Origin of the sequence: Mesorhizobium sp. WSM4989, assembly GCF_029625795.1 — a bacterium.
In the GTDB taxonomy this organism is placed as follows: domain Bacteria; phylum Pseudomonadota; class Alphaproteobacteria; order Rhizobiales; family Rhizobiaceae; genus Mesorhizobium.
The window spans coordinates 904,485-929,394 of record NZ_JARTVN010000002.1; the positions used below are offsets into that span (position 1 = coordinate 904,485).

At 64.7% G+C, this 24,910-nt stretch carries 23 protein-coding genes; 3 read left to right on the plus strand and 20 right to left on the minus strand.

Annotation, left to right across the window (positions count from 1 at the left end):
• Positions 1 to 22: 22 nt before the first annotated feature.
• The 13 genes from P9217_RS17120 to P9217_RS17180 form a co-directional block, all read right to left on the minus strand.
• On the minus strand, positions 23 to 1,429 hold the full coding sequence (locus P9217_RS17120) for an FAD-binding oxidoreductase (protein ID WP_278087325.1): 1,407 nt from the start codon (positions 1,427 to 1,429) through the stop codon (positions 23 to 25).
• 53 nt (positions 1,430 to 1,482) lie between these two features.
• On the minus strand, positions 1,483 to 2,238 hold the full coding sequence (locus P9217_RS17125) for an amino acid ABC transporter ATP-binding protein (protein ID WP_278087326.1): 756 nt from the start codon (positions 2,236 to 2,238) through the stop codon (positions 1,483 to 1,485).
• Between the two features lie 13 nt (positions 2,239 to 2,251).
• On the minus strand, positions 2,252 to 3,331 hold the full coding sequence (locus tag P9217_RS17130) for an amino acid ABC transporter permease (protein WP_278087327.1): 1,080 nt from the start codon (positions 3,329 to 3,331) through the stop codon (positions 2,252 to 2,254).
• A gap of 3 nt (positions 3,332 to 3,334) precedes the next feature.
• The gene (locus tag P9217_RS17135; protein WP_278087328.1) at positions 3,335 to 4,501 is read right to left on the minus strand and encodes an ABC transporter permease subunit; all 1,167 of its coding nucleotides are present in this window, start codon (positions 4,499 to 4,501) and stop codon (positions 3,335 to 3,337) included.
• 77 nt (positions 4,502 to 4,578) lie between these two features.
• Complete coding sequence (locus P9217_RS17140; protein WP_082980382.1) at positions 4,579 to 5,613, minus strand: amino acid ABC transporter substrate-binding protein; 1,035 nt, start codon at positions 5,611 to 5,613, stop codon at positions 4,579 to 4,581.
• An 87-nt stretch (positions 5,614 to 5,700) separates the two neighbouring features.
• A complete protein-coding gene (locus tag P9217_RS17145; RefSeq protein WP_066992107.1) occupies positions 5,701 to 6,648 on the minus strand; it encodes a LysR substrate-binding domain-containing protein in 948 nt (315 codons plus the stop codon).
• An 83-nt stretch (positions 6,649 to 6,731) separates the two neighbouring features.
• Complete coding sequence (locus tag P9217_RS17150) at positions 6,732 to 7,481, minus strand: SDR family oxidoreductase (RefSeq protein WP_278087329.1); 750 nt, start codon at positions 7,479 to 7,481, stop codon at positions 6,732 to 6,734.
• An 11-nt stretch (positions 7,482 to 7,492) separates the two neighbouring features.
• Positions 7,493 to 8,203: an SDR family oxidoreductase gene (locus tag P9217_RS17155; RefSeq protein WP_127245854.1), complete on the minus strand. Its 711-nt coding sequence runs from the start codon at positions 8,201 to 8,203 to the stop codon at positions 7,493 to 7,495.
• Positions 8,204 to 8,483: 280 nt separating this feature from the next.
• Positions 8,484 to 9,272 carry a FadR/GntR family transcriptional regulator gene (locus tag P9217_RS17160; protein ID WP_164747247.1) on the minus strand — a complete coding sequence of 263 codons (789 nt, stop codon included), beginning with the start codon at positions 9,270 to 9,272 and terminating at the stop codon, positions 8,484 to 8,486.
• A 76-nt stretch (positions 9,273 to 9,348) separates the two neighbouring features.
• On the minus strand, positions 9,349 to 9,696 hold the full coding sequence (locus P9217_RS17165) for a RidA family protein (protein ID WP_278087330.1): 348 nt from the start codon (positions 9,694 to 9,696) through the stop codon (positions 9,349 to 9,351).
• A gap of 13 nt (positions 9,697 to 9,709) precedes the next feature.
• Positions 9,710 to 10,516, minus strand: a complete 807-nt coding sequence (locus tag P9217_RS17170; RefSeq protein ID WP_095779437.1) for an SDR family oxidoreductase — start codon at positions 10,514 to 10,516, stop codon at positions 9,710 to 9,712.
• Positions 10,509 to 11,321 (minus strand): shikimate dehydrogenase, encoded by an 813-nt coding sequence (locus tag P9217_RS17175; protein WP_278087331.1) that lies wholly within the window; start codon positions 11,319 to 11,321, stop codon positions 10,509 to 10,511. The genes P9217_RS17170 and P9217_RS17175 overlap by 8 nt, the downstream gene beginning before the upstream one ends.
• 3 nt (positions 11,322 to 11,324) lie before the next feature.
• Positions 11,325 to 12,215 (minus strand): 2-hydroxy-3-oxopropionate reductase, encoded by an 891-nt coding sequence (locus P9217_RS17180; protein ID WP_067328800.1) that lies wholly within the window; start codon positions 12,213 to 12,215, stop codon positions 11,325 to 11,327.
• Between the two features lie 104 nt (positions 12,216 to 12,319).
• On the opposite strand from P9217_RS17180, the gene P9217_RS17185 reads away from it, so the two are divergent.
• Together P9217_RS17185 and P9217_RS17190 are read left to right on the plus strand one after the other, a co-directional pair.
• Positions 12,320 to 13,084, plus strand: a complete 765-nt coding sequence (locus P9217_RS17185; RefSeq protein ID WP_278087332.1) for an HpcH/HpaI aldolase/citrate lyase family protein — start codon at positions 12,320 to 12,322, stop codon at positions 13,082 to 13,084.
• Between the two features lie 15 nt (positions 13,085 to 13,099).
• Positions 13,100 to 14,317 (plus strand): FAD-dependent oxidoreductase, encoded by a 1,218-nt coding sequence (locus P9217_RS17190; RefSeq protein WP_095829414.1) that lies wholly within the window; start codon positions 13,100 to 13,102, stop codon positions 14,315 to 14,317.
• Between the two features lie 16 nt (positions 14,318 to 14,333).
• Here the strand turns inward: P9217_RS17190 and P9217_RS17195 are convergent, their stop codons facing one another.
• The 7 genes from P9217_RS17195 to P9217_RS17225 form a co-directional block, all read right to left on the minus strand.
• Positions 14,334 to 17,003 (minus strand): nitrate reductase, encoded by a 2,670-nt coding sequence (locus tag P9217_RS17195; protein WP_278087333.1) that lies wholly within the window; start codon positions 17,001 to 17,003, stop codon positions 14,334 to 14,336.
• Positions 17,004 to 17,006: 3 nt separating this feature from the next.
• Positions 17,007 to 17,336 carry a nitrite reductase small subunit NirD gene (nirD, locus tag P9217_RS17200; RefSeq protein WP_128371899.1) on the minus strand — a complete coding sequence of 110 codons (330 nt, stop codon included), beginning with the start codon at positions 17,334 to 17,336 and terminating at the stop codon, positions 17,007 to 17,009.
• 58 nt (positions 17,337 to 17,394) lie between these two features.
• Positions 17,395 to 19,845, minus strand: coding sequence for a nitrite reductase large subunit NirB (nirB, locus tag P9217_RS17205; protein ID WP_278087334.1), 2,451 nt, complete (start codon positions 19,843 to 19,845; stop codon positions 17,395 to 17,397).
• A gap of 17 nt (positions 19,846 to 19,862) precedes the next feature.
• Positions 19,863 to 21,164: a nitrate/nitrite transporter gene (locus P9217_RS17210; protein ID WP_095829417.1), complete on the minus strand. Its 1,302-nt coding sequence runs from the start codon at positions 21,162 to 21,164 to the stop codon at positions 19,863 to 19,865.
• Between the two features lie 63 nt (positions 21,165 to 21,227).
• A complete protein-coding gene (locus tag P9217_RS17215) occupies positions 21,228 to 21,407 on the minus strand; it encodes a hypothetical protein (RefSeq protein WP_095802340.1) in 180 nt (59 codons plus the stop codon).
• Positions 21,408 to 21,764: 357 nt separating this feature from the next.
• Complete coding sequence (locus P9217_RS17220; RefSeq protein WP_278087335.1) at positions 21,765 to 22,997, minus strand: CmpA/NrtA family ABC transporter substrate-binding protein; 1,233 nt, start codon at positions 22,995 to 22,997, stop codon at positions 21,765 to 21,767.
• On the minus strand, positions 22,994 to 23,596 hold the full coding sequence (locus P9217_RS17225; protein WP_066992153.1) for an ANTAR domain-containing response regulator: 603 nt from the start codon (positions 23,594 to 23,596) through the stop codon (positions 22,994 to 22,996). Before P9217_RS17225 ends, P9217_RS17220 begins: the two co-directional genes overlap by 4 nt.
• A gap of 273 nt (positions 23,597 to 23,869) precedes the next feature.
• Between P9217_RS17225 and P9217_RS17230 the strand changes: the two genes are divergently transcribed.
• Positions 23,870 to 24,754 (plus strand): AraC family transcriptional regulator, encoded by an 885-nt coding sequence (locus P9217_RS17230; protein WP_066992353.1) that lies wholly within the window; start codon positions 23,870 to 23,872, stop codon positions 24,752 to 24,754.
• The last annotated feature ends 156 nt before the right edge of the window (positions 24,755 to 24,910 follow it).

The window sequence follows — 24,910 nt, forward strand, 5'->3', positions numbered from 1 at the left end:
CGATCCATTCGAAAGTTTTTCTTTATTCTGCAATTCGAACCAGGACACCGGGATTCATCGTGCCCTGCGGGTCGAACGCGCCCTTCAGCCGCGCCATGAGTTCCCGCTCCACAGAACTGCGATTCCGCTCGGCCATGGCGATCTTGGCGCGCCCAAGCCCATGTTCCGCCGCGAAGCTGCCCCCCATCTCGGTAGCGAGCGCAGCCAGCGCCTCGGCAAATTGTCCCGCCTTGCCGTCGAAATCGGCGCGGCCTTCCGGCGGCGACAGATTGTAGTGGATGTTGCCGTCTCCGAGATGCCCGAACGGGTTGATCCGCACGCCGGGCAGGATGTCGTCGCAAATCCCGGCGCCGGTCTCGATGAAGCGGGCGATGGCGCCCGGCGGCACCGAGATGTCGTGCTTCAACTGTTCGCCTTCCAGCCGCTGCCCCTCGGGTTGTTCCTCGCGCAGCCGCCAGAATTGCGCCCGCTGCGCGCCCGAATTGGCCAGCGCGCCATCCACGACCAGACCTTCCTCCATACCCCATTCCAGTGCCGAATCGAGGATCTCGTCCAGCGGAACGCGCGCCGAACCTGACGCCAGTTCGACGAGCAGGTAGACGTCGCCTCGTGTTTCCAGCTGGTAGGCGAGATCAGGCAGATTTTTGAGCGCCAGCGTCAGGCCGACATCGGAGAAGAATTCGAGCCCGGCAAGGAACTCGCCGGCCTCGCCGCGCAGATAGGTGCCGAAGGAAACGGCCGCGGCGAAGTCGGACATTACCAGAAGCGCGCTCGCCTGTTGTTTTGGGGTGGGATAGAGCCTGAGGACAGCGCGCGTGACGATGCCGAGCGTGCCTTCGGCCCCGCAGAACAGCTTGCGCAGCTGATAGCCGGCATTGTCCTTCTGCACCGCGCGAAGGCCGTCCCACATCGCGCCGTCCGGGGTCACGATTTCGAGGCCGAGCACAAGGTCCTGCATCATGCCATAGCGAAACGCCTGGCTGCCGCCGGCATTGGTGCCGATCAGGCCGCCGATCCTGGCGCTGCCTTCGGCGCCGAGATGCATCGGGAACATCAGGCCATGCGGCTCCAGCACGTCGTGCAACGCGGCGAGCACAACGCCCGCGTCAACCGCTATCGACCCGCTCTCCGGATCCGGTTCGCCTATTGCCGTCATGCGCGAAAGCGAGACGATCACCGCGCTCGCCCGATCGGCGACGGCGCCGCCGCATAGGCCGGTGTTTCCGCCTTGCGGAATCACGGCCAAGCCCGCCATCCGGCATGCCTTGACGACTGCCGCAACTTCGGCCGTGTTTGCGGGCCTGGCAACGCCCAAAGGCGCGACGCCATAGCGGTTCAGCCAGTCGCGCTGATAAGGCTTGGCGTCGGTGCCCGAAAGCCAGCCTTTCGGTCCGAGAATCTCGCGCAAAGCGGTCACGGGGTCGGTCATTGCGATACCTGCGATGTGTGGCACGCCGCGTATAGACAGCAGCGGCGCCTGGCTCAATGACCCAGCACCTGCGACAGGAATTGCCGGGTGCGCTCGTTCCGGCAAGAGGTGAAGACCTGCTCCGGCGGCGCCTCCTCGACGATTTCGCCGCTGTCCATGAAAATGACGCGGTCGGCGACGCGGCGCGCGAAGCCCATCTCGTGCGTGACACAGATCATCGTCATGCCGTCCGAAGCAAGGGTCACCATGACGTCCAGCACTTCGGCGATCATTTCCGGGTCGAGCGCCGACGTCGGCTCGTCGAACAGCATGAGCTGCGGCTGCATGCAAAGCGCGCGCGCAATCGCCACCCGCTGCTGCTGGCCGCCGGAGAGCTGTCCGGGAAACTTCGTCGCCTGCTCGGGAATGCGGACCTTCTCCAGATAGCGCCGGGCGGTCGCCTCGGCCTCGGCGCGCGGTCGCTTGCGCACGATCATCGGTGCGATCATGCAGTTCTCCAGCACGGTCATGTGCGGGAACAGGTTGAAGTGCTGGAACACCATGCCGACTTCGCGCCTGATCCCGTCAATGTTGCCGACATCGTCGTTGAGCTCGGTGCCGAGCACGGTGATGCGCCCGCCATTGTGCTGCTCGAGCCGATTGATGCAGCGGATCATGGTCGACTTGCCGGAGCCCGAGGGGCCGCAGACGACGATCTTTTCTCCGCGCTTCACGCAAAGGTTTATGTTCCGCAGCGCGTGGAAAGAGCCGTAGTATTTGTCCAGGTTCTCGATATGAACCGCGGCGCCAGATGACTGCGTCGAATTCACTTTGCGCGCCTCCCTACCGTTCGCCGACCGACATGCGGCGCTCGAGGTAAGCACCGTAGCGGGACAGGCTGAAGACGAAGACGAAATAGATCAACGCAATGAAGGCATAGACCTCGACATAGGCGAAGCGCCATTCGCCGGTGCCGTAGGCGGCATTGCCGGAAGCGAGGATCTCGAAGAAACCGACGATAACCACCAGCGAGGTTTCCTTGAACGAGATCACGAACTGGTTGATCGTCGCCGGCAGCGCGTTGCGCATGGCCTGCGGCAGGAGGATGCGGCCGATTCGCTGCCAGTAGCTCATGCCGAGCGCCATGGCGGCTTCTTCCTGGCCCTTCGGAACGCCCTGCATGCCGCCGCGCACGATCTCGGCCTGATAGGCCGAGAAGAACAGGGCCGAGCCGAGAATGACTCTGTACAGCTTGTCGCCTGCCATCCATTGCGGCAGCGCGAAAGGCAGCACGACGGCGAAGGTGAAGAGGATAGAGATCAGCGGCAGCGAGCGCACTCCGTCGATGATCAGGCCCGTGGTCCTGGATATCCAGGGCAGCTCCGAGCGGCGCAAGAGAGCCAGGCAGATCGCCAGCGGGAAGCCGATCAGGCAGGTGGTGACGAAGATGAAAAGGGTGAGCGCCAGCCCGCCCCAGGCTTCCTCGCCGACATAGGGAAGACCGAGCACGCCGCCTTTCATCAGTACATAGTAGAGCGCCGTTCCGGCGCCCCAGACGAGCGCGATGCGGCTACCGGTCCAAAAGGCCGGGATGCAGCTCAGCACGGTCATGACCACGACGGCCACACAGGCCAAGGCCGAGCGCCATTGCTCCTCGAAGGGATAGAGGCCGAAGAGGATGATGCGCCACCTGGCGGCAATGACCGACCAGCAGGCTCCTGCCGCCGCCTGGCAGGCCTCGGGCCCGCCGCTGGTGGTGAACACCGCTGAGAACACCGCCCAGTTCAGCAGCTTCCAGAGAACGAAAGCCATGATCGTCAGGGATGTCAGCGACAACAGCGCCTGCAGCGGCGTGGCGAAGAAACGGCGCCTCACGTCTTCGAGCTTGCCAGGGGCAGGGGGAGCGACAATTACCATCTCCATCACTCACCCCCTCAACTGATTGCCCTTGAGGGCAATGGTTTTGTTGATGCGGTTGAACACGGCGGCCAGGCTGAGATTGATCGCCAGGAACCCTGCCATCAGGATACCGATCGCTTCCAGCGTCTGGCCGGAGTGGTTGATGGTCAGCGCCACGATCATGAAGAAGTCGGTGAAGCCCACCGCAATGCCCATGGTCGTCGCCTTCATCAGCCAGACATACTGGTTCGCGAGGATCGGCAGCATGGCACGCAGCGCCAGCGGCAGCCGCACCAGCGTGAACACGCGCCAGGGGCTCAGCCCCAGCGAAAGTGCGGCCTCCATCTGGCCCTTCCCGACGGCCTTGAAGCCGCCACGCACGATTTCGGCGATATAGGAGCCGCCATAGATGGCGATGGCGATGGCCAAAGCGGAAAATTCGGGAGGGATGCGCAGGCCACCCTTGAGATTGAGACCTTGCAGGGCAGGGAAGTCGAGCAGCGGCAGGTCCGGCAGGCGGCCCAGCGCAAGGACAATGACTGCGCTGGCCAGTGCCGTCGCGGCCGCGGTCAGTTGAATGCCGAGCCGCTCGCCGGGCGGTTGGCTGAGGCGCGTGGTCCGGCCCAGCCAAACCGGCAGCGCGATCGCCGCGATTACGGCAAGGAAAGCTGCCGCAAACGCGACGCCGCCGACATTGGGGACCGGCACATAGAGGCCGCGGCTGGTCAGCAGAATGCCGAAGGCCTCGTGCGCGGCGCGTGGCGTCGGCAGATGCGTGATGACGGCGTACCAGAAGAAGACCTGGAGGATCAGCGGGATGTTGCGGAAAATGTCGACATAAGTGCGGCCAAGCAGCCGCGCCAGCTCGTTCGAGGAGGTCCGCGCCAGGCCGACGATGGTGCCGACGATCGTCGCCAGGATCAGCCCGGTGCATCCTAGGAATAGCGTGTTGATGACGCCGATGAGGACGAACCACCAGTAGGGGTCGTTGGCGGTGGCGGGCAGCAGCGAGAAGTTGACATCCCAGCCCGTCGACTTGAACAGGAAGTCAAAGCCGGAGGTGATGCCTTGCTGCGCCAGGTTCCGCCGGGCGATCATCACGCAGGCAAGGATCATCGCGGCAATCGAGCCGACATAAAGAACCTGTAAAAGCGTATTGCGGACCCTCTGATTTCTTAGCAGGCTGACCATCATGGTCTTCCCCGAATTGTCGCCGGCTCCGCCTGGCGGTGCCAGGCGGAGCTCAGAGCGAGCTGCGTTGAGAGGTGGAGTCAGTCGATCACCAGCGGGAACAGGACGCCGCCATTGTTCCAGAGGTTGGTCAGCTCGCGATCCATCTTGTAGGGCGACTCCTTGCCGAGATCGCGATCGAAGATCTCGCCGTAGTTGCCAACCTTCTTGATCACGTTGTAAGCCCAGTCGTCAGGAAGTCCGAGACCCTTGCCCATGCCTGGCGCGGCACCCAGGAACTTGGCAACTGCCGGCGACGTGGGCTTGGCCTTGATCTCATCGACATTTTTGGACGTGATGCCTTCCTGCTCGGCGAAGAGCAGGGCGGAGAGCGTCCAGTTGGCGACGTCGACCCAGTTGTCGTCGCCTTGCCGCACGATCATGACCTCGGGTTCGACGGCGAGCACGTCGGGCAGGATCACGTGGTCGTCGACCTTGCCCTTGGCGACACGCGCGATTGCGAGAACTGGCCCCCACTGGGCATACATGTCGCAGCGCCCCGAAAAGTATGCTTGCTCGAGCTCTTCCGTCTTTTCGATGACGACAGGCTCCAGCTTGATCCCGACCTTCTGCGCATAGGCCGCGACCTGCTGCTCGATGGTCGTCCCCGCGGGGATGCAGATCGAGCCGCCATCGGCGTCCTTGAGCGACTTCAGATTGAGCTCCTTATGCGCCATCACCTTGGTCGTTCCGAGGTAATAGGACATCGAGAATTGCAGGCCGAGCTCGGTATCTCGGCTGAGCGTGCCGCCCGACGCCTTGATGATGATGTCGACGTCCCCCGACTGCAGCGACGGCCAGCGCTGCGCCCAGCTGATCGGGACGATCTTCAGCTTGGCCGGGTCGCCGAACACGGCGGTCGCCACCGCCTTGCAGAGGTCGATGTCCATGCCCTTCCAGTTGCCCTTGTCGTCTACCTCGGCGAAGCCGAGATAGGAGCCGTCATGGCCCGTGCAGTTGAGCACGCCGCGCGCCTTCACGGTTTCCAGCGTCTTGCCGCCCGCCGCCTCGGCCGGCGCCGCAAAATGAACCAGGCCAAGGGCCATGGCTGCGGCCCCCCATTTCGTCATTTTCATGTTTGTTGTCTCCACTGTTGAGGTTCACTTGTTCTTGTTGTTGGAGGCCCGAAACACGCGCTTCGGCCCTCGGTCGCGAAGCCGCTCCTAATCGGAGAGCGGTGTCGGTTTCGGCAGAGAAAGCTTGAGGTCGCTGCCCCAATCCTGCTGGACGAGCCAGCGATGCAGGGCGGCCACCGCCTTCACGCGCAGATGCCCGCGCGGCATGACGAGGTAGAAGCCGGGGACTTCTTCCGGCTTCATGTCCGAGAGGGCGTCACGGCCAAGTGGCGCGACCAGCGCGCCCGACCTGAAGTCCTCCTCGGCATCGATGACGGAAACCAGGCCGACACCGATGCCTTGGAGCGTCGCACGGCGCATGGTGGCGGCGTCATCGAACCCGATGCTGCGGTCGCCCTCAGCCAGTTCCACTCCGAGGTGCCGCAATATGTCGGGCCACAGCCGCTTCGACTTGACGGTGTCGAGCAGCGTGAACCGCGTCAGGTCCTGCGCCGACTTGATCTTCTCGCCGATCGCCGGGGTACAGCATATGATCTTCGGGTCCGGCACCAGCAGCGTGGTCTCGTAGTCCGGCCAGTTGCCATAGCCCCACTGCACCGTCATATCGATGTCGTCACGCCCGAAATCGGGCAGGTCGACCATCGTCGTCAGGCGCAGATCAGCGCCCGGCAGGATCTCGCGGAACAATGAAAGCCTGGGCAGCAGATAGTGCGTTGCGAAGTAGGGGCTCGCATTAAGATTGATGCGGTCCCGGTAGTTCGATTTGGTGACGCGGCGAACGCCTTCGGAAAATTCGTCGAAGCCGGCTTTGACATAGTGCGAGAGCAAGATCGCCGACTCAGTCAGTTCGATCGAGCGCCCCTTGCGCTCGAACAGCGTCACCTGCAGCGTGTCTTCCAGGAGCTTGATCTGCTGACCGACGGCTTGCGGCGTCACCAGGAGCTCGTCGGCGGCCTGCCGGAAGCTCTTGTGCTGTGCGACGGCGTGGAAGACGCGAAGCGCATTGAGCGAAGGAAGGCGAAGCTTGCCGGTCATCGTGAGGTCCGCCTCCTTTCGTTCGAGACTCCGTTGATCATGCACTGCTGGATTTCAGACGCCGCCGGCTTATGAAAACCGATTCAGGCGTAGATGTAACCGCCTGAAACGATTACGTTTTCACCGGTCATATAGGTGTTCTTCGGGCCGCCGGTCATGAGCACCCACTCGGCGATCTCGATCGGCTCGGCGCCGCGGCCGAGCGGGCTTGCCTTGGCCAATTCCTCGAGAAAACCGAGCGCCTTGGCCTTCTCGGTGGCCATGCCGGCGGGCGCGACGGAATTCACCAAAATCCCGTCCTTGGCGACGTGATGGGCAAAGGAGCGCGTGAGGCTGACGACGGCGGCCTTGGTCGCCGCATAATGGGCGTTCTGCGGATGCGCCTTGAAGGCGTCGACGGAAGTGAGGTTTACGATCCTTCCACGCACATGCGCTTTTGGCTCTTGCGACTGCATGTGGCGAACGGCCGCCACCATCATGTGGTACGTGCCCTTGATGTTGATGCCGTTGGAGGCGTCCCACTCGGCGTCGGTGATCTCGAGGAGCGGACGCCGAGGATAGATCGCGGCGCAATTGATCAGCGTGTCGACGCGCCCGAGCTTCGCGACAATGGCGTCGAAGGCGGCGTGACACTGCGGTCCGACCTGGATGTCGCAAGCTGCGGCAGCCGTGGGCAGGCCCTTGGCTTTCGCCGCGTCGAGAGCGCTCTCAGCGGCTTCCTGGTTGATGTCGATGATGCCGATCTTTGCCGCCCCGGCCTCCACAGCCATGCGGGCGAGAAGGGCGCCAAGGCCGGCGCCGCCGCCGACGATCAGAACGGAAAGATCCTTCATTGCAGTTTTCCTTACTTGGTGCCGCTGGGCGAGGTCGGCCAGGTCGGCATGATATCGAAACGGGTAACGTCGGCCCATGCGGGGAGCGCCAGCACAGCGACGACCATCCTGCCCACGTCGTCCGGCTGCACTACTTTTCCGGCGTACATCGCCGCCCGGGCGTCGGCGTCGAGGATGCCTTTGTAGAGCTGCGTCTCGACGCGACCGGCGACGATCTCGGTGACGCGTATGCCGGACGGCGAGAGGTCGGCGCGCAAGGCAGCGGCAAAGCCGGAGATCGCCGCCTTGGTGGCCGAATAGACGGCGATGTTGGAATAGGCCGCGTGGCCGGCGGTGGAGCCGGTGAACAAGATGTGGCCGGACTGGCGCTCGCGCATCTGCGGCACGACGAGGCGGGTGAGCAGGATCGCCGCGCTGAGGTTCACCTCCAACGTGGTGTCGATGTCTGCGATCGTCATGTCGGCGAAATTGCCGAGCGGCGGCATGATGCCGGCGTTGTTGATCAGTACATCGATTGTGAGATCGGCCAGGACCGATTCCAAAGCCTCGCGGTCGGTAACGTCAACGGCGATCGGCAGGATGCCAGGACGCTCGGCCTGCAGTTCTTTCAGCGCCGCCTGGCTGCGACCGACCGCGTAGACGTCGTAGCCGGCGTCGCTCAACGCGATGGCGATGGCTCGCCCAATGCCGCTCGTCGCACCTGTGATGAAGGCTGTCGTCACGTGGGCTTCCCCTATTGCCTGATCTTAGTCTGCGGCCTCGACCGGTGCCGCGAAACCAAGAAAAGCAGCAAAAAGGAAAGATAAACTTTCGAGAGCCTTTCCGGCAGCTCAAACGTTCCACGCTGCCTGCGCGGCCTCCAACGCTGCGAACCAAAGGAAAACAATCCCGTCGGCGCGCGGGAGAGGGTTTCCGGTCGCCGGTGGAACAAAAACACGGCTTTCGCAAACGCGCGGCAAGTCGCATTCGGTGCTCACGCGAAGGATCGAACCCGTCCCGGCCTTAACCGGCCGTTGGCGCAGGCCTTTTCATTTTGGTGAAGAGCGAGGCTGCGGCGGCCTTTTGCTCCGCGTCGGTCGCCTCGACTCCGGAAGCCCGCGCGAGGGCGCGAACGCGCCCGAGGCTGTTGTGCAGATGCTTGCGCATGGCCTGGCGGGCCTTGCCGCCATCCTGTCTTTCGATGGCATGGACGATGGCTTTGTGCTCGCTGTGGATGCGCGCGTAATAGCTGTCCTTCAGGGCCGGCTCGACGACGTAGCCGAGTTGGAAGCGCGGCACGATCATCGGCCCGAGATAGGCCAGGAAGCCATGGATGAATTCGTTGCGCGCGGCCTTGGCGATCGCGAGGTGGAAATCGTAGTCGTAGTGGATCTGGACCGCTGCCGGGTCGGCCTGCTGCGCGTCGATGTCATCCATCATGGCACGGATGTCGCTCGCCTCCTTGTCGGTGCGGCGTTCGGCGCAGAGCCCGGCGGATTCGACTTCGACGCTCAACCTGAGTTCGAGCAAGGCGATGGTTTCCGGCAAGGTTCTCAGCGCCTCGTCCGGGATCGAGAAATTGCGCGGCACGGGTGTTTCGCTGACGAACATGCCGCGACCCTGCTGCGGCACCACCATGCCCTCGGAGCGCAGCCGCGCCACGGCTTCGCGCACGACGGTGCGGCTGACATCGTATTCGGCGCAAAGCTCCGCCTCGGTCGGCAGTTGCGCGCCCGGCTGCAACTCACCGGAGCGGATTTTTTCGGCCAGGCTCTCCGCCACGACGGTGGAAAGCGGCTTGCGCTTCGTCATGCAGGCCTTCCGTTCAAGTCCAGACTAGGGCCGTTCAAGTTCAGATTCGGGATGATGCCCGAACCGGCGAGACCATTCAAACCGCCGCGGTGACGATCAGTTCGACCAGCATGCCGGGCTTGGCCATCCGCCCCTCGCCGGAACAGCGTGCCGGCGCATGCTCTTTCGGCATCCAGGCGTCCCAGACCGCATTGACCTCGTCGAAATCCCGCACGTCGTCCAGCCACATCTGGACGTGGAGGATGCGGGTCTTGTCGGTGCCGGCCTTGGCGAGCAGGACATCGATCTTGGCGAGCACCTCGCGCATCTGGTCGGCCGCCGGTTGGCCCGGCTTGGCAACCTGGCCGGTCAGGTAGAGCGTGCCGTTGTGGATGACGCCATGATGGATGCGGGTGTCGAAGTCGAAGCGTTGGATATCGCCCACTGGATCTTCCTCGTCAGATTGCCGGCGTCTGCCGGATGGGGTTGCCCTGCAGGTACTGCGCGTACGGCGCCTGGACGAGCCAGCCCGCATCGACGGGCAGCGTGACGCCGGTGATCGAGGCGGCACGGTCGGAGCAGAGGAACAGCGCCGCCTCGGCGACATCGCGCGGCTCGACGAAGCGGCGCAGCGCGGTGGTGGCCTGGATCGCTTCCGGGTTGCGTTCGCCCTTGGCGATCCTGGCCTTCAGCCCGTCGGAGAGGGTATAGCCCGGCGCTACGGCGTTCACACGGACTCCATGCGGGCCGAGTTCGGCAGCCAGGATCTGGGTGAGCGCCAGGACCGCATGCTTTCCGGGCGTGTAGGCCGGAAGCGACAGCGGCGCGAAGGAGGCGAGCGAGCCGACATTGAGGATCGCGCCGCGCCCGGCGGCCGACATCAGCCGGCCGAACAGCTGGCAGCCAAGCAGCGTGCCGCGATAGTTGATCCGCCACATCTGCTCGTCTTCGGTGAGGTCCTGGTCGAGCACATGCTTGCCGCTCTGCAGGATGCCGGCGCAGTTGACCACGACATGAGGGGTGCCGAACGCATTGCTGACGTCTTGCGCCAGCGCCTCGACGGAAGCGGGATCGCCGACATCGGTCTGGACAAACACGGCGCGTGGGGCGCCGGCGCTCTCGCAGGCCTCGGCGGCTTCCTTGCCGCGGCTCGCGTCCCGGCCTGCGACGACCACCTGGTAGCCTTCCTCGGCGAAGCGCTCCGCAATAGCGCGGCCGATCCCGGACGTGCCGCCGATGACGACCGCGGTCGAAGCCTCAGCCATTGTGGCGCTCCTTTCGCTCGATGTCGAAGAATGCGGCCATGGCCTCGACCTGGAAGTCCATCATCGGGCGTCCGGGCTGGATGCGGCAGCCGATCTCTTTCGCCGCCTTGAGCAGGGCCGTTTCGGCCGGCTCCATGATGATGTCGACCACGGTCATCTCCGGCGTCAGCTTGTTCACATCCATCGGCAGCGGATCGCCGGCCTTCAGCCCGGAGGGCGTCGCGTTGATCGCCATGTCCATTCCGGACGGATCGGGTTCGCCGACCTCGATGCGGCAATCGGGGAACGACCTGCTGGCCAGCGAAGCGAGCTTTTGCGCGCGTTCCCTGTCGATGTCGGCGAGGCGGATCTCCGTCGCGCCTTCCTCGGCGAGGCAGTAGGTCAGCGATGCGCCCGCACCGCCTGCGCCGACCTGGAGGATGCGCCGGCCGGCGATCCGGTGTCCGCCGGCCTTCAAGCCGTCGATGAAGCCGACGCCGTCGAAATTGTCGGCATACCAGGTGCCGTCCGCCTGCCGGCGCACGGAATTCGCGCTCTGCACGCGCGCGGCGCGATCGTGGGCGGCGGCGCATTTGTGGTAGACCGGGACCTTATAGGGCACCGAGATGATGACGCCGCGGATGTTCTCCGCCGCCGTGATGCCGGCCCAGAAAGTATCGAAGTCTTCCGGACGGCAGCTCAGCGGCACCATCAGGCTGTCGAGCCCCTTCTGCTCGAAGATCTCGTTGAAGATGCCAGGGCTTTTCGCGTGGCCCACGGGATGGGCCAGCATGACGAAGACATCGGCCTTGCCGGTTCCGCGCATCGGTTATTCCTTTCCGTTTGACAGTTCATGATCGCTCAGGACCTCGAGAGCCCGGACGAGCGACGAGTGGTCTGCTTCCGCGCCGCCCGGGCGGGCCGCGCAGGCATTCATCAGTTGCTGCGCCAGCGCCGTGCTCGGCAGGGCGGCTCCAAGCGCGCGGGCGCTTTCGAGCGCGAGGTTGAGATCCTTCTGGTGCAAGCGGATGCGGAAGCCCGGGGCGAAGGTGCGGGCGATCATGCGCTCGCCATGCACTTCGAGCACGCGGGACGAGGCGAAGCCGCCCATCAGCGCGCTTCGGACCTTCGCCGGATCGCAGCCCGCTTTGCTGGCAAAAACAAGCGCTTCGGCAACGGCTTCTATGTTGAGCGCGACGATGATCTGGTTGGCTATCTTGCAGGTCTGGCCGGCGCCGTTCTTCTCGCCGATCAGGGTGATATTCTTGCCGAGCTTTTCGAAGATGGGCAGCGCGCGCTCGAATTCGGCAGCCGGCCCGCCGACCATGATGGTGAGACTCGCCGCTTTTGCGCCGACCTCGCCGCCGGAGACGGGTGCGTCGAGGAAGCCGCCTCCCGCTTCCCTGAACTTCGCCGCGAATTGCGCGGTGGCGATCGGGCTGATCGAGCTCATGTCGATGACCAGCTTGCCGGCTGAAATCCCTTCGAGCACGCCACCCGGCCCGAGCAGGACGCGCTCCACGTCGGGCGTATCGGGCAGCATGGTGATGATGATTTCGCAAACCCGCGCCACTTCCGCCGGGGAAGCCAGCACCGACGCTTTCAGATCGGCAGGCAGAGGAGAGCGATTGAGCACCGTGACGATCTCGTGCCCGGCATCGGCAAGATGCCGCGCCATCGGCGCGCCCATGACGCCAAGTCCGATGAAACCGATTTTCATGCGCAACTCCCGTGCTCGCCAGAGCGTCTTGCAGCTCAATGGAGGCGTATGATATAGGACATCATACAAATTTCAATGCCTCTTCCACTGGAGACCGATCGCAAATGCAAGAGCGCGTCAATTCGCTGAAGGCGGCCGTTAAGGCCGGCCGGCCTCATATCGGCATCTGGTGCTCGCTGGCTTCAGCGCTGACCACAGAAGTGGTGGCTGGTTCCGGAGCGGGCTGGCTGCTGATCGACGGCGAGCACAGCCCCAACGATCTGCGCAGCATCATGGCGCAGCTTCAGGTCGCTGCGGCATTTCCGTGCGAGGCGGTGGTGCGCCTGCCGTCCGACGATCCCAACCTGATGAAGCAGGCCCTGGATGTCGGTGCCCGCAGCCTGATGATTCCGAATGTGCGCACACCGGACCAGGCGCGCGCAATCGTCGCGGCGATGACCTATGCTCCGGGCGGCTTCCGCGGCTTCTCGGTCGGCCATCGCGCCAACGCCTTCGGCCGTATCGCCGGGTATCATGCGAAAGCGCGCGAGCAGCAGCTGTTGGCGGTGCAGATCGAGGACGCGGCCGGCGTCGCCAATGCGGCTGAGATCGCAGCGGTGGATGGCGTGGACGTTCTGTTTGTCGGGCCCGGCGATCTTTCCGCGAATATGGGCGCGATGGGCAATCCCGGCGCTGCGCATGTGCAGGAGACGATCGCTTCCGTGCGCAAGGCCACGGCCGCGGCAGGCAAGGCGAGCGGGATTTTGGCTCCCGTGAAGGCCGACGCCGACCGCTATCTCGCCGACGGCTTCACCATGGTTGCCGTCGGTTCCGACCTCGGCCTGCTGGCGCGGGGCTCGGACGCCCTGATTGCGTCCTTCAACCTCTAGACTCGGGAGACGGCCGTGGCGATCCCCCCTTACAAAGCACCCTCGCGCTACGCCTACGACATCGTCATCGTCGGCGGTGCCGTCATCGGCTCGTCGACGGCATATTGGCTGAGCCAAGCGCTGGGCAGCGGCGCCTCGATCCTCGTGGTCGAGCGCGACTCCAGCTACGAATTCTCCTCGACGGCGCTCTCCACCAGCGCCATCCGCCAGCAATATTCCAATCCGATCAATGTGAAGATCAGCCAGTTCGGCATCGAGATCATCCGCGGTTTCCAGGAGCGGATGGCGCCCTTCTACACGAACGAGCCGGCGCCCGATCTCGGCTTCAAGGAGCACGGATATCTCTATTGCTGCTCGCCGGAAGGCGTGGAGGCGGCCAAGGAGCGGGTCGAGCTGCAGCGCAGCCTCGGCGCCCACACCGTCTTCCTCGAGCCGGGTCCGCTGAAGGAACGCTTCCCCTGGCTGAATGTCGACGATCTCGGCGGCGGTTCGTGGGGTGCGCGCGAAGAGGGCTGGTTCGATTCCATGGGCATGTTGAACGGCTTCCGCCGCGCCGCCCGCGCCAGCGGGGTCGAGTACATCGACAATGCCGTGACCGGACTGGATGTCGTCGATGGGCGGGTTGTCTCCGCTCGGCTGGCGACCGGCGAGACAGTCGCTTGCGGAACCCTGGTCAACGCCGCCGGCCCGCGAGCGCAGCAGGTCGCTGCCATGGCCGGCCTTTCCATCCCGGTAGCCCCGTACAAGCGCTACAGCTTCGTCTTCGCCAGCGCCAACCCGATCCCTGGGCGAATGCCCAACGTCATCGACCTTTCCGGCACTTTCGTGCGCCCGGAAGGCGAGCTCTTCCTCACCGGCAACACGCCGCAGGGCGACGGGCCGGCCGATTACGACGATTTCGAAATGCATTTCGAGGAGTTCGACGACTATATCTGGCCGGCGCTGTGGCACCGCATTCCGGCCTTCGACGCGCTCAAGGTCCAGACCAGTTGGACCGGCCACTACGAATACAACATGCTCGACCACAACGGCATCGTCGGCTTTCACCCGGAGGTGAAGAACTTCATGTTCGCCAACGGCTTCTCAGGGCACGGCCTGCAGCAGTCGCCGGCGGTCGGGCGGGCGGTGTCGGAGCTGATCGTTCACGGCGCCTTCCAGACGCTGGACCTGTCACCGTTCTGTTACGAGCGCATCCCGCGCAACGAACCGTTCCTGGAAGAAGCGGTGATCTGAGCTGTTCCGGAGAATTTCACTCGGCGGCCTGAACGTGCCGGGCGTCGATGATCGCCCTTATCTCCGAGCGGCACGACCCGCAGTTGGTTCCGGCGCGCAGCGTCGAGCCGATCGCCTCCAGACTGTCGCAGCCCGCAGCGACCGCCGAAGCGAGCTGGCTGACGCCGACGTGGAAGCATGAGCACACGACCCGCCCGATGGCGGGTATTGGCGCTGGCGAACGCCCGGAAAGAAGCGCATGGCGATCGCCTGCCGACAGCGGCTGGCGCGTGGCCAGCAGCGAGATCAGCCAGTCCTGCGTCGGCAACTGGTCTGGAGCGGCGACGAGCACGGCCTCAGCCATGGCGCCGCCTTCGTCGATCGCAGCGGCGCGATAAGCGAGCCCGCGGCGGTCGGTGTATTCGAGCAGTTGATCCTGCCGTTGAACGCCGAGCAGCTTGCGCGCCAGAAGAATGCCTTGGTCCGGCGGCTCGGTCCCCGTCAGTTCGTAGACCCAGCCGCCTTCGACCGTGTAGCGGCTCCAGTGGACGAAACCCGTCGGCCTGAGATTGCGCCGCGTGATGAGCACGCCGGCCCATCCAGTGTTTTCGCGCACGATTCTGGCTGGGACATGCTTCAGTTCCGGCTGGCCGGAATGCGGGTCGGTAACAGGCGAGGACAGCAGGCCGGCGGCGGCCCTGGCCGCGAACTGGCCGCTCCAATGCATGGGCATGAAGGCATGGCCGCGCCGCTGCGCGTTGGTCACACGTACTCTCGCGCGCACGAAGCCGAAGCGCGTCGACAGATGGGCAAGGTCGCCATCCTTGAGCTGGTGCGCGGCTGCATCCGCCGGATTGAGGTCGACCGCCGGTTCGGGCGCGTTGGCCATCAGGCGCGGCACGGTGCCGGTACGCGTCATGGTGTGCCATTGGTCGCGCAGCCGGCCCGTGTTCAGGGCAAGCGGATAGTCCGCATCGACTGTGAACGCCGTCGCCTCCTGCCGCACCGGCACGAAACGCGCACGGCCGTCCGGTGTCGGGAAATGACCGTTGGCAAACAATCTCGTCTGGTACTCGCGCCGTTCTGGTGTCGGCCAGTGGCGCGGCGCGAAGCCGGCATAGCCCGCATCGCTCATATCCGCCAGGGCGCCCAGATCGAATATGCGCCCCCCATTGTTCTCGAAAGCCGAGAGCGCGGCATGCTCGCGGAAGATTTCGGCCGGCGTCTGGTAGGCAAAAGCATCGCCGAAGCCCATGCGCGCGGCGACCTCGCAGATGATGCGCCAATCGGCTTTCACTTCGCCCGGCGACGGCACGAACGGCCGCTGACGCGAGAGGCGCCGTTCCGAATTTGTGACCGTGCCGTCCTTCTCGCCCCAGGCAGCGGCGGGCAGCAGCACGTCGGCATAGCGCGTGGTGTCGGTGCGGGTCACATCCGAAACCGCGACGAAATCGCATTTGGACAGGGCGGCGCGCACGCGCGACGCGTCCGGCATGCTCACCGCGGGATTAGTGCCCATGATCCACAGCGCCTTGATGCGGCCGTCGGCAACCGCCTGGAACATGTCCACGGCCTTCAGCCCGCCGCGTCGCGCGATTCCGGGCGCCTTCCAGAAGCGGGAGACCCGCTCGACAGCGGCCTGATCCGCGAAGTCCATGTGCGCGGCAAGTTGGTTGGCGAGGCCCCCCACCTCGCGGCCGCCCATGGCGTTCGGCTGGCCCGTGACCGAGAACGGCCCCATGCCTGGCTTGCCAATGCGGCCGGTGGCGAGGTGGCAGTTGAGGATGGCGCTGACCTTGTCGGTTCCATGTGCCGACTGGTTGACGCCCTGGCTGTAGACGGTGACCGTCCGTTCGGTGCCGGCGAAGATCTCATAAAAGGCCTGGACATCCGTGGCCACCAGCCCGCAGCCTTTTGCGACGCGCGCGACCGACGGCGCATCGGCACCGGCCAGCGCGGCAGCGGCTTCGAAGCCCGATGTGCTGGTGCGGATGAAATCCGCGTCGATCTTTCCGCTCTGGACGAGATGCGCCAGAAGGCCGTTGAACAAGAGCACGTCCGTGCCCGGATCAAGCGCCAGGTGCAGGTCGCATTCGTCGGCCGTGGCGGTGCGGCGCGGATCGATGACGACGATCCTGGTTCCGCGTTCGCGCTGCGCCGCGAGCATGCGCTGGTAGAGCACGGGGTGGCACCATGCGGTGTTGGAGCCGGTGAGCACGATCAGATCGGCGTGCTCGAAATCCTCATAGACACCGGGAACGATGTCCTCGCCGAAAGCGCGGCGGTGGCCGGCGACCGACGACGCCATGCACAGCCGCGAATTGGTATCGATATTGCCCGAGCCGATGAAGCCTTTCATCAGCTTGTTGGCGACGTAGTAATCTTCGGTAAGCAACTGGCCGGAGACATAGAAGGCGACCGAGTCCGACCCATGCTCGGCAATCGCGTCCGAGAATTTCGCGGCGACGAGGTCGAGCGCTTCGTCCCAACTCGTCTGCCTGCCTTGGATTTCCGGCTGAAGCAAGCGGCCATCGAGGCCGAGCGTCTCGGCAAGCGCGGCACCCTTAGAGCAAAGGCGGCCGAAATTGGCCGGGTGCTCGGGATCGCCGCGGACGGTTGCCTTGCCACCCGCGGCGATCTCGGCCACCACGCCGCACCCCACCCCACAATAGGGGCAGGTGGTCCTCACCTCGCGTGCTTCTTCCATGGCTCAGGCCGCTTTCGAGGCCAACGGTTCGAGCGCAATGAACAGCCGTTCGCCTTCGATCCTGACCGGGATCGTCCTAACCGAGCCTTCGTCGGCGCCGAGCGCCTTGCCGGTCTCCAGCGAGATCACCCAATTGTGCAGCGGGCAGGTCACCGCCGCGCCATGGACGATGCCCTGGCTGAGCGGCCCGCCCTTGTGCGGGCAATGGTCTTCGATCGCAAAGACCTGGTCATCCGCGGTGCGGAAAACCGCGATCTTGCCTTGCGGGGTGGCCACGCAACGCGCGCCGCGGCGAGGGACGTCGGAAACGGAGCCGATTGCGATCCAGTTCATTGGGGCACTCCCGTATTTGCTTGATAGGCGAGCGTCCAGGATGGCGCGAACTTCTCCATCACTCGGCCGCCTCGGCGAACCCGACCGAGGCCAGCGGCCGGAACTCGTGCTTGTCTTTGCCGGAGACGCGTTCGGACCACGGGTCGACCTGCGCGAATTTTTGCGAAAAGACGAAGCGCTCGAAGTAGGCGCGGCGCTTCTCCACGTCCTCCAGGACCTGCTTTTTGATCTCGGCGGCACCGACGCGCTTGGCCCATTTGTAGATGCGCTCGAGGTAGCGGGCCTGCTCGCGATACATCTGGACAAGCGCCACGATCACCTCCAGCGCTTCGTCCTCGGTCTTCACCAGACCGAGCACTTCGGTGCCCTTGATGTCGAGGCCGGCGGCGCCAGCGAAGTGGATCTCGTAGCCAGAATCGACGCAGACCACGCCGACATCCTTGCAGGTCGCTTCGGCGCAATTGCGCGGGCATCCCGAGACCGCCATCTTCACCTTGGCCGGGGTCCAGGAACCCCACATGAACTTCTCGATGCGGATGCCCAGCCCCGTCGAATCCTGGGTGCCGAAACGGCACCAGTCGGAGCCGACGCAGGTCTTCACCGTGCGCAGGCCCTTGGCATAGGCATGACCCGAGACGAAGCCGGCCTTGCCGAGATCGGCCCACACCGCCGGCAAGTCCTCCTTGCGGATGCCAAGCATGTCGATGCGCTGGCCGCCGGTCACCTTCACCGTCGGGATGCCGAACTTGTCGACCACGTCGGCGATGGCGCGCAATTCACCGGCGCTGGTGACGCCGCCCCACATGCGCGGCACGACCGAATAGGTGCCGTCCTTCTGGATATTGGCGTGCACACGCTCGTTGATGAAGCGCGACTGATAGTCGTCGGCATATTGGTCCGGCCAATCGCAGACCAGATAGTAGTTGAGCGCGGGCCGGCACTTCGCGCAGCCGCAGGAGGTCTTCCATTCGAGCTCCTGCATGATGGCCGGTATCGTTTTTAACCCCTTCGCCTTGATCAGGCGCCGCACGTCGTCATGACCGAGGCTCGTGCAGCCGCACATGGGCTGCACGGCCGCCGGATTGTAGGCCTCGCCCAGCGTGAGTTTCAGGAGTTGTTCGACGAGACCCGTGCACGAGCCGCACGAAGCCGAGGCCTTGGTGTGGGCGCGCACGTCGTCGAGCCCGGTCAGCCTTTTGCCGGTGATCGCGCCGGTGATCTTTCCCTTGCAGACGCCGTTGCAGCCGCAGATTTCCGCATCATCCGCCAGTGCCGCAACGGCCGCCAAAGGGTCCGAGGAAGCGCCTCCCTGGAATGCCTGGCCGAAGATCAGCGTGTCGCGCATCTCCGAGATGTCGGTCGCCTTCTTCTTCAAATCGTTGAACCAGGCGCCGTCGCCGGTCTCGCCGAACAGCACCGTGCCGATGATGCGGTTGTCCTGCAGCACGACCCGCTTGTAGATGCCGGCCGATGCGTCGCGCAGGATGATCTCCTCGCGGTCGTCGCCGTCGGCAAAGTCGCCGAGCGAATAAAGGTCGATGCCGGTGACCTTGAGCTTGGTCGGCGTGTCGGAATGGACGAAGCGCCTGTCCTCGCCGTTCGCCAGCCCGGCTGCCGCGACGCGGGCCATCTCGTAGAGGGGCGCGACCAACCCGTAGACATGGCCGCCGACCTCGGCGCATTCGCCGAGCGCCATGATCGCCGGATCGGATGTCTGCATGCGGTCGTCGACGACGATGCCGCGATTGACTTCCAGCCCTGCGTCCTTGGCCAGCGCGATATTCGGGCGGATGCCGACCGCCATCACGACCAGCGTCGCCGGAATGATCGTGCCGTCCATGAGTTCGACGCCCTCGACTTTGCCATTGCCGACAATGGCCTTGGTGTTGGCCTTGGTCATGACCTTGATGCCGCGCGCCTCGACGGCCTTCTGCAGCAGATAGCCGGCAGCCGGATCGAGCTGGCGCTCCATCAGTGTCGGCATGACGTGCAGGACGGTCACGTCCATGCCGCGCTCTTTAAGCCCGGCCGCCGCTTCAAGGCCGAGCAAGCCGCCGCCGATGACGATCGCCTTGGCGCGCGACTGCGCGGCAAGCAGCATGGCGTTGACGTCGTCGAGATCGCGGTAGCTGAGCACGCCCGGCAAGTCCTTGCCCGGCACCGGGATGATGAACGGCACCGAGCCGGTGGCGATGATCAGCCTGTCGTAGCCTTCGGTCACGCCGTGGTCCGAGGTGACGGTCCTCGCGTCGCGGTCGATGGCGACGATCCTGTGGCCCTTGTAGAGGGTGATGCCGTGCTTGATGTACCAGCCGTCGCCATGGATGACGATTTCCTCGAACTCCTTCTCGCCCGAAAGCACCGGCGACAGCATGATGCGGTCGTAATTCACGCGCGGCTCGGCGTTGAAGATGGTGACGGCGTAGCGGTCGGGTGCAGCTTCCAGCAGGTGCTCGAGCATCCTGCCGGGGGCCATGCCGTTGCCGATGATGACGAGTTTCTCGCTCATGTCCGGTCAGCTCCGATCTATTCGGCGGCGTAGGTGAGGGGCGCGGGCTTTACGGCGGCCGCGCGCTCCATCCGGCGGATGGTGGCGTGCATCCAGAGAAGGCACGAGACCACGATGACGAACAGCAGCATGAAGCAGCTCGACCAGACGCCGGTGAGGTCGTTCAGCGCGCCGAAGGCGATCGGCAGGATGAAGCCGCCGAGGCCGCCGATCATGCCCACCACCCCGCCGACCGCGCCGACGCTCTGCGGGTAGTAGACGGGGATGTGCTTGTAGACGGCGGCCTTGCCGAGGCTCATGAAGAAGCCGAGCACGCAGGCGACGGCGATGAAGGCGAGCGGGCCGATCTCGACATGGAACGGGATCGGCCCGCTGATACCGCGCACGACGTAATCTGCCGAGGGGAGAGACAGAACGAGGGTCGCGACGGCAGATACGGCGAAGGTCCAATAGAGCACGGTACGGGCGCCGATGCGGTCGGAAAGCACGCCGCCATAAGCGCGGAAAATGCTTGCGGGGATCGAATAGGCGGCGCCGATCATGCCGGCGGTGGCGATGCCGAAGCCATAGACGCCGATCAGATAGCGCGGCAGCCAAAGCGACAGCGCCACGAACGCACCGAAGGAGAAGAAGTAGTAGAAGGCGAAGCGCCAGACCTGCAGGTTCTTCAGCGGCGCGAATTCCTGCCAGAAGCTTCTCGCCGGTACTGCCTTACCGGCACGGCGCTCGCGGATAACCGGATCGTCGCTGGTCATGAACCAGAACACGCCGGCCATGACAACCAGCGCCGCGGCCCAGATCAGCGCGACCGACTGCCAGCCCCAGGCAATCAGTACGAGCGGCGCCAGGAACTTGGTGACCGCAGCGCCGACATTGCCAACGCCGAAGATGCCGAGAGCCGTGCCTTGTTTGCGCGCGGGGAAGAAGCGCGAGACATAGGCGACGCCGACCGCGAAGGAGCCGCCGGCAAGCCCGACGCCGAGCGCCGCGACCAGCATCTGCTCATAGGTATGTGCAAAGGCGAGCAGGAAGGTCGCGACCGCCGCCGCGAGCATGGTCATGGTGTAGACCAGCCGGCCGCCGTAGCGGTCGGTCCAGACGCCGAGCACCATGCGCACGAGCGAGCCGGTGAGGATCGGCGTGCCGACCAGCAGTCCGAACTCGGTCTCGTTCAAGCCGAGCTCCTGCTTTATGCGCACGCCGATGATGGAGAAGATCGTCCACACCGCGAAGCAGACGGTGAAGGCGATGGTGGAGATGACGAGCGCCTGCCGGGAGCTACTGTCCTGGCTGGGCGCGGCTTGGAGGTTTGCGGTCATGGTCGGCTCCGTTTGCGGCGTGGGAGGCACCGCGTGTTGTGTTGATCAAAGGCTCGGCATCGGTCAGCGCGCCGAGGCTGGGACCTGCGCGGTGACTTGCGGACCCTTGGCCTCTCTGTCGTGATTGGTGGGAAACAGCAGAAGCGCGGCGGCGAACCCCACCGCCGTCAGGATGCTGCTCGCCAGGAAATCGCGGCGGGTGAAATCCTTTAGGGAAGCGCCAGTTCCGATCCGTTTCGTCATCGTCGTCTCCGTCCGGCGCCGCCTGGGATCGGCGCCTTCGATTGCGTTTCGGTCCAAAACAAAAAAGCTGCCGACCAGGCCTGTCGCGTCCGTACATCCGGGACACGCGTCGACCTGAGCGGCAGCTTTGCCTGTGGCGCCCGCCATTGGACGCCTGTTCTATTGCCCGCGAGGGGCGCGATTATCTTAAAGCACGAAGCGTGCCAGTTTTGCGTGGAAGACGGATTTCCAGGAGAATCAAAGCGGTAGGCGCTTCAGGCGCCGGCCCGGCCGAGCCGAGACACGGTCAAACGTTGATCAACGGAGCGGGCAGGGCGCACAAATTTTGTGCAATGCACAAGAATGGCGCGCAAATGATCAGTCGCAATTCTGGGCCGCGATGTAGGCATCGATCCGATCGGGATCGAAGATCTGGCCGTCGAAGAATCCGTCCGGGCCGAGCACAAGGCTCGCCCCGGCCGAGCCGACCGGCGTCGCGGTCTTCAGCGCGCCTTCCACTTTGGCGTTGGCGCCGGGCAGGGCCACGCCGAGCGGCTTCAGCGCCGAGCGGTAGAGATCGGGCCGGTAGCAGTCGCGGGCGATCGCCAGGTTTTGCGGCGTATGCGGCAATTGTCCCCAGCGCACCATCTGCGTGTAGAACCAGAGCGCATGGCTCTTCCAGGGAAAGTTCGCCGCCTTGTCGAAGGGCAGGAAGAAAGCCTCAACGCTGCGCTCCGGGCCGCCGCCGAGCTGAAGTCGCCCGGTGAGTGCCGGCATCTGGATCGCCTCCGGCTGCCCGAGGAACGCAGGCTTGGCCATCAGCGCGGCCAGCGCGCCGCGGTTCACCGGATCCTGGCACCAGCGCGCGGAGTGATGCAGCGCTCTCAGCAGCGCCGCCAGCGCGTCGGGGTTTTCCTCGGCCCAGCTTCTGCGCGCGCCGATCACCTTTTCCGGGCTGTTGCGCCACAGCAGCGCCTTGACGGTGACGATGCGGCCGGTGCCGGCGGCGACGGCGGCACTGTTCCAGGGCTCTCCGACGCAATAGCCGTCGATGCGGCCGGCGGAGAGCGCATCGGCCATGAAGGGCGGCGGCACGATGACGATCTCGACATCGCGGTCGGGATCGATGCTGCAGGCGGCGAGCCAGTAGCGCAGCTCGTAATTATGCCCGGAATGCGGATGGACGACGGCGAAACGCAAAGGCTCGCGGCCGGCGGCCGCCCGCTCGCGGATGAGAGCGCCAAGCGCCGTCCCGGCGCGCGCCGGATCGAGATCGGGCGCGGCCCCGTGCGCCGACATGCCTTGCCACACCGCATTGGAGACGGTGACGCAGTTGCCGCCAAGCCCGAGCGAGAAGGGCACTATGGTCTCCGAGGCAAGCGGCGTGAGGCCGAGGCTGCAGGCGAGCGGCATCGGCCCCAGCATATGTGCCACGTCGAAATGGCCGATGGCGATGCGGTCTCGGATGTTGGCCCACGAGGTCTCGCGATGCAGCTTGAGCTCGATGCCTTCGCGGGTGGCAAAGCCCATCTCGCCGGCTGCTACAAGGACGGCGCTGTCGAAGAGCGGCATGAAGCCGGCGGTGATCTGGTGCGCGGCAGTCTTGCTCATTCGCCCTCCAGCGGGCCCAGCAATCCCGCCGCCGTCACCAGGCTCTGGGCGATGTCGGCGATCTTGCGGTTCTGGTTCATGGCGGTCTTGCGAAGAAGCGCGTAAGCGGCCTCCTCGCTCAAGCCGCGCGACTTCATCAATATGCCTTTGGCGCGATCGACGACCTTGCGGTTCTCGAGCTCGCTGCGCGCCTCCTCCAGTTCGCGCGCCATGCGCGAGAAGGCGTTGAAGCGGCTGATCGTCATGTCAAGAATCGGCTTGATGCGCTCCTTCTTCAGCCCGTCGACCACATAGGCGGACACGCCGGCTTCGACCGCCGCCTCGATCGAGGCCCGGTCGGAGCGGTCGACGAACATAGCGATCGGCCGTTTCACTGCTCGCGAAAGCTGGAACATGTTCTCCAGCATGTCGCGGTTGGGGTTTTCGAGATCGATGACGATGACATCCGGCTCGATCTCGGCGATGCGCTTGGCAATGCCGGCCACGTCATGAACAACGGTGACATGGCGATGGCCGGCGTCCCGCAATCCGGCCTCAATGATCGAGGCGCGGATGCGGTTCTCGTCGATAACAAGGATGGTCAACGAACCAGCGGACATGCGCCCTATTGTGCAGCCCGGCCGGAATTGTGCAATGCGGTAGCGTGGTCCGCGGCGACTTTCCCACGCCCAAACGCCGCCGGCCAGTCGCCGATATTCGAAGCTTCTAATTTTCGAAGGCAGGTTTTTCGCTGGGCCAAAAAGGTCAAAAACGTATCAGTCGGCGCGGCGTGGCGAGGTGGCGCACATCCTTGGCCGCCGCTATCCTGACCCTAGATGAGCCGGAACAAACGGCCGCGGTTCGAAGGCTGGCACAGCCTGCGGGAGGAATCGATGGGACCCGATCTGGAAGTCATACAGATAAGGCCTGGCGAGTCGTTCGCGGTGAGGTGGCATGGCTATCCCTACCATACGGTGCGCTGGCATTTTCATCCGGAATACGAACTGCACCAGATCGTCGCGACCAAGGGCCGCTATTTCGTCGGCGACTTCATCGGCGAGTTCGAGGTCGGCAACCTCGTTCTCACCGGTCCGAACCTGCCGCACAACTGGATCAGCGAGGTTCCGGAAGGTCAGTCAGTTCCGCTGCGCTGCCGGCTGGTCCAGTTCAGCGAGGAATTCATCGGCGGCGCGATCGCCACTTTTCCCGAGCTTGGCGCGGTCTCGCCACTGCTCGAGCTCGCGCGGCGCGGCGTCCTGTTCAGCGCCAGTGTGAGCAGGGCGGTCATGCCGTTGCTGGCGGAGATCACTCATGCTTACGGCGTTCACCGGATCAGCCTGTTCATGTCGATCATGGAGGCGCTGAGCCGCGAAACTACGCCGCGCGTGCTCGCCAGCGAGAACTATCTGCCGGACCCGTCCGGATACATGTCTGCGGGCATGAACCAGGCGCTCGCCTATATCCGCGAGAACCTGACCCAGCAATTCAACGAAGGCGATCTGGCGGCAATCGCGGGACAGACGCCGAGCGCCTTCTCGCGCTCGTTTCGCAAGCATACCGGCATGTCGCTGCTGCAGTACATCAAGCGGCTGCGCATCAACCTCGCTTGCCAGATCCTGATGAGCGACGAAGAGGCGCAGATCTCGGACATCTGCTTCGAGGTCGGCTTCAACAATCTGTCGAACTTCAATCGCCAGTTCCTGGCCGAGAAGGGCATGCCGCCTTCGCAGTTCAGGAGATTGGTTGCGGATAATTTCGCGGCCGCGCGCGCCGCATAGAAAGGAGTTCGGGAGGAGAAACAAGCCTTAGACAAGAACCAGGACGAAGCGGTGGGTCGCGCAAGCGAACCAGCGATGGACGAGTATTTCCTCGTGTCATGCCAGCGGGAGGAAGCCGTGAGGCTGCTGCACGAGTTCACTGGACTTCCGATGGGG

Coding starts and splice junctions, on each gene's coding strand:
- P9217_RS17130 (WP_278087327.1), bottom strand. CDS start 3,331: ATGGAGATGGTAATTGTCGCTCCCCCTGCCCCTGGCAAGCTCGAAGAC.
- P9217_RS17145 (WP_066992107.1), bottom strand. CDS start 6,648: ATGACCGGCAAGCTTCGCCTTCCTTCGCTCAATGCGCTTCGCGTCTTC.
- P9217_RS17140 (WP_082980382.1), bottom strand. CDS start 5,613: ATGAAAATGACGAAATGGGGGGCCGCAGCCATGGCCCTTGGCCTGGTT.
- P9217_RS17195 (WP_278087333.1), bottom strand. CDS start 17,003: ATGGAAGAAGCACGCGAGGTGAGGACCACCTGCCCCTATTGTGGGGTG.
- P9217_RS17180 (WP_067328800.1), bottom strand. CDS start 12,215: ATGAAAATCGGTTTCATCGGACTTGGCGTCATGGGCGCGCCGATGGCG.
- P9217_RS17120 (WP_278087325.1), bottom strand. CDS start 1,429: ATGACCGACCCCGTGACCGCTTTGCGCGAGATTCTCGGACCGAAAGGC.
- P9217_RS17185 (WP_278087332.1), top strand. CDS start 12,320: ATGCAAGAGCGCGTCAATTCGCTGAAGGCGGCCGTTAAGGCCGGCCGG.
- P9217_RS17210 (WP_095829417.1), bottom strand. CDS start 21,164: ATGACCGCAAACCTCCAAGCCGCGCCCAGCCAGGACAGTAGCTCCCGG.
- P9217_RS17160 (WP_164747247.1), bottom strand. CDS start 9,272: ATGACGAAGCGCAAGCCGCTTTCCACCGTCGTGGCGGAGAGCCTGGCC.
- P9217_RS17175 (WP_278087331.1), bottom strand. CDS start 11,321: ATGCGCGGAACCGGCAAGGCCGATGTCTTCGTCATGCTGGCCCATCCC.
- P9217_RS17230 (WP_066992353.1), top strand. CDS start 23,870: ATGGGACCCGATCTGGAAGTCATACAGATAAGGCCTGGCGAGTCGTTC.
- nirD (WP_128371899.1), bottom strand. CDS start 17,336: ATGAACTGGATCGCAATCGGCTCCGTTTCCGACGTCCCTCGCCGCGGC.
- P9217_RS17135 (WP_278087328.1), bottom strand. CDS start 4,501: ATGATGGTCAGCCTGCTAAGAAATCAGAGGGTCCGCAATACGCTTTTA.
- P9217_RS17225 (WP_066992153.1), bottom strand. CDS start 23,596: ATGTCCGCTGGTTCGTTGACCATCCTTGTTATCGACGAGAACCGCATC.
- P9217_RS17150 (WP_278087329.1), bottom strand. CDS start 7,481: ATGAAGGATCTTTCCGTTCTGATCGTCGGCGGCGGCGCCGGCCTTGGC.
- P9217_RS17170 (WP_095779437.1), bottom strand. CDS start 10,516: ATGGCTGAGGCTTCGACCGCGGTCGTCATCGGCGGCACGTCCGGGATC.
- nirB (WP_278087334.1), bottom strand. CDS start 19,845: ATGAGCGAGAAACTCGTCATCATCGGCAACGGCATGGCCCCCGGCAGG.
- P9217_RS17220 (WP_278087335.1), bottom strand. CDS start 22,997: ATGAGCAAGACTGCCGCGCACCAGATCACCGCCGGCTTCATGCCGCTC.
- P9217_RS17215 (WP_095802340.1), bottom strand. CDS start 21,407: ATGACGAAACGGATCGGAACTGGCGCTTCCCTAAAGGATTTCACCCGC.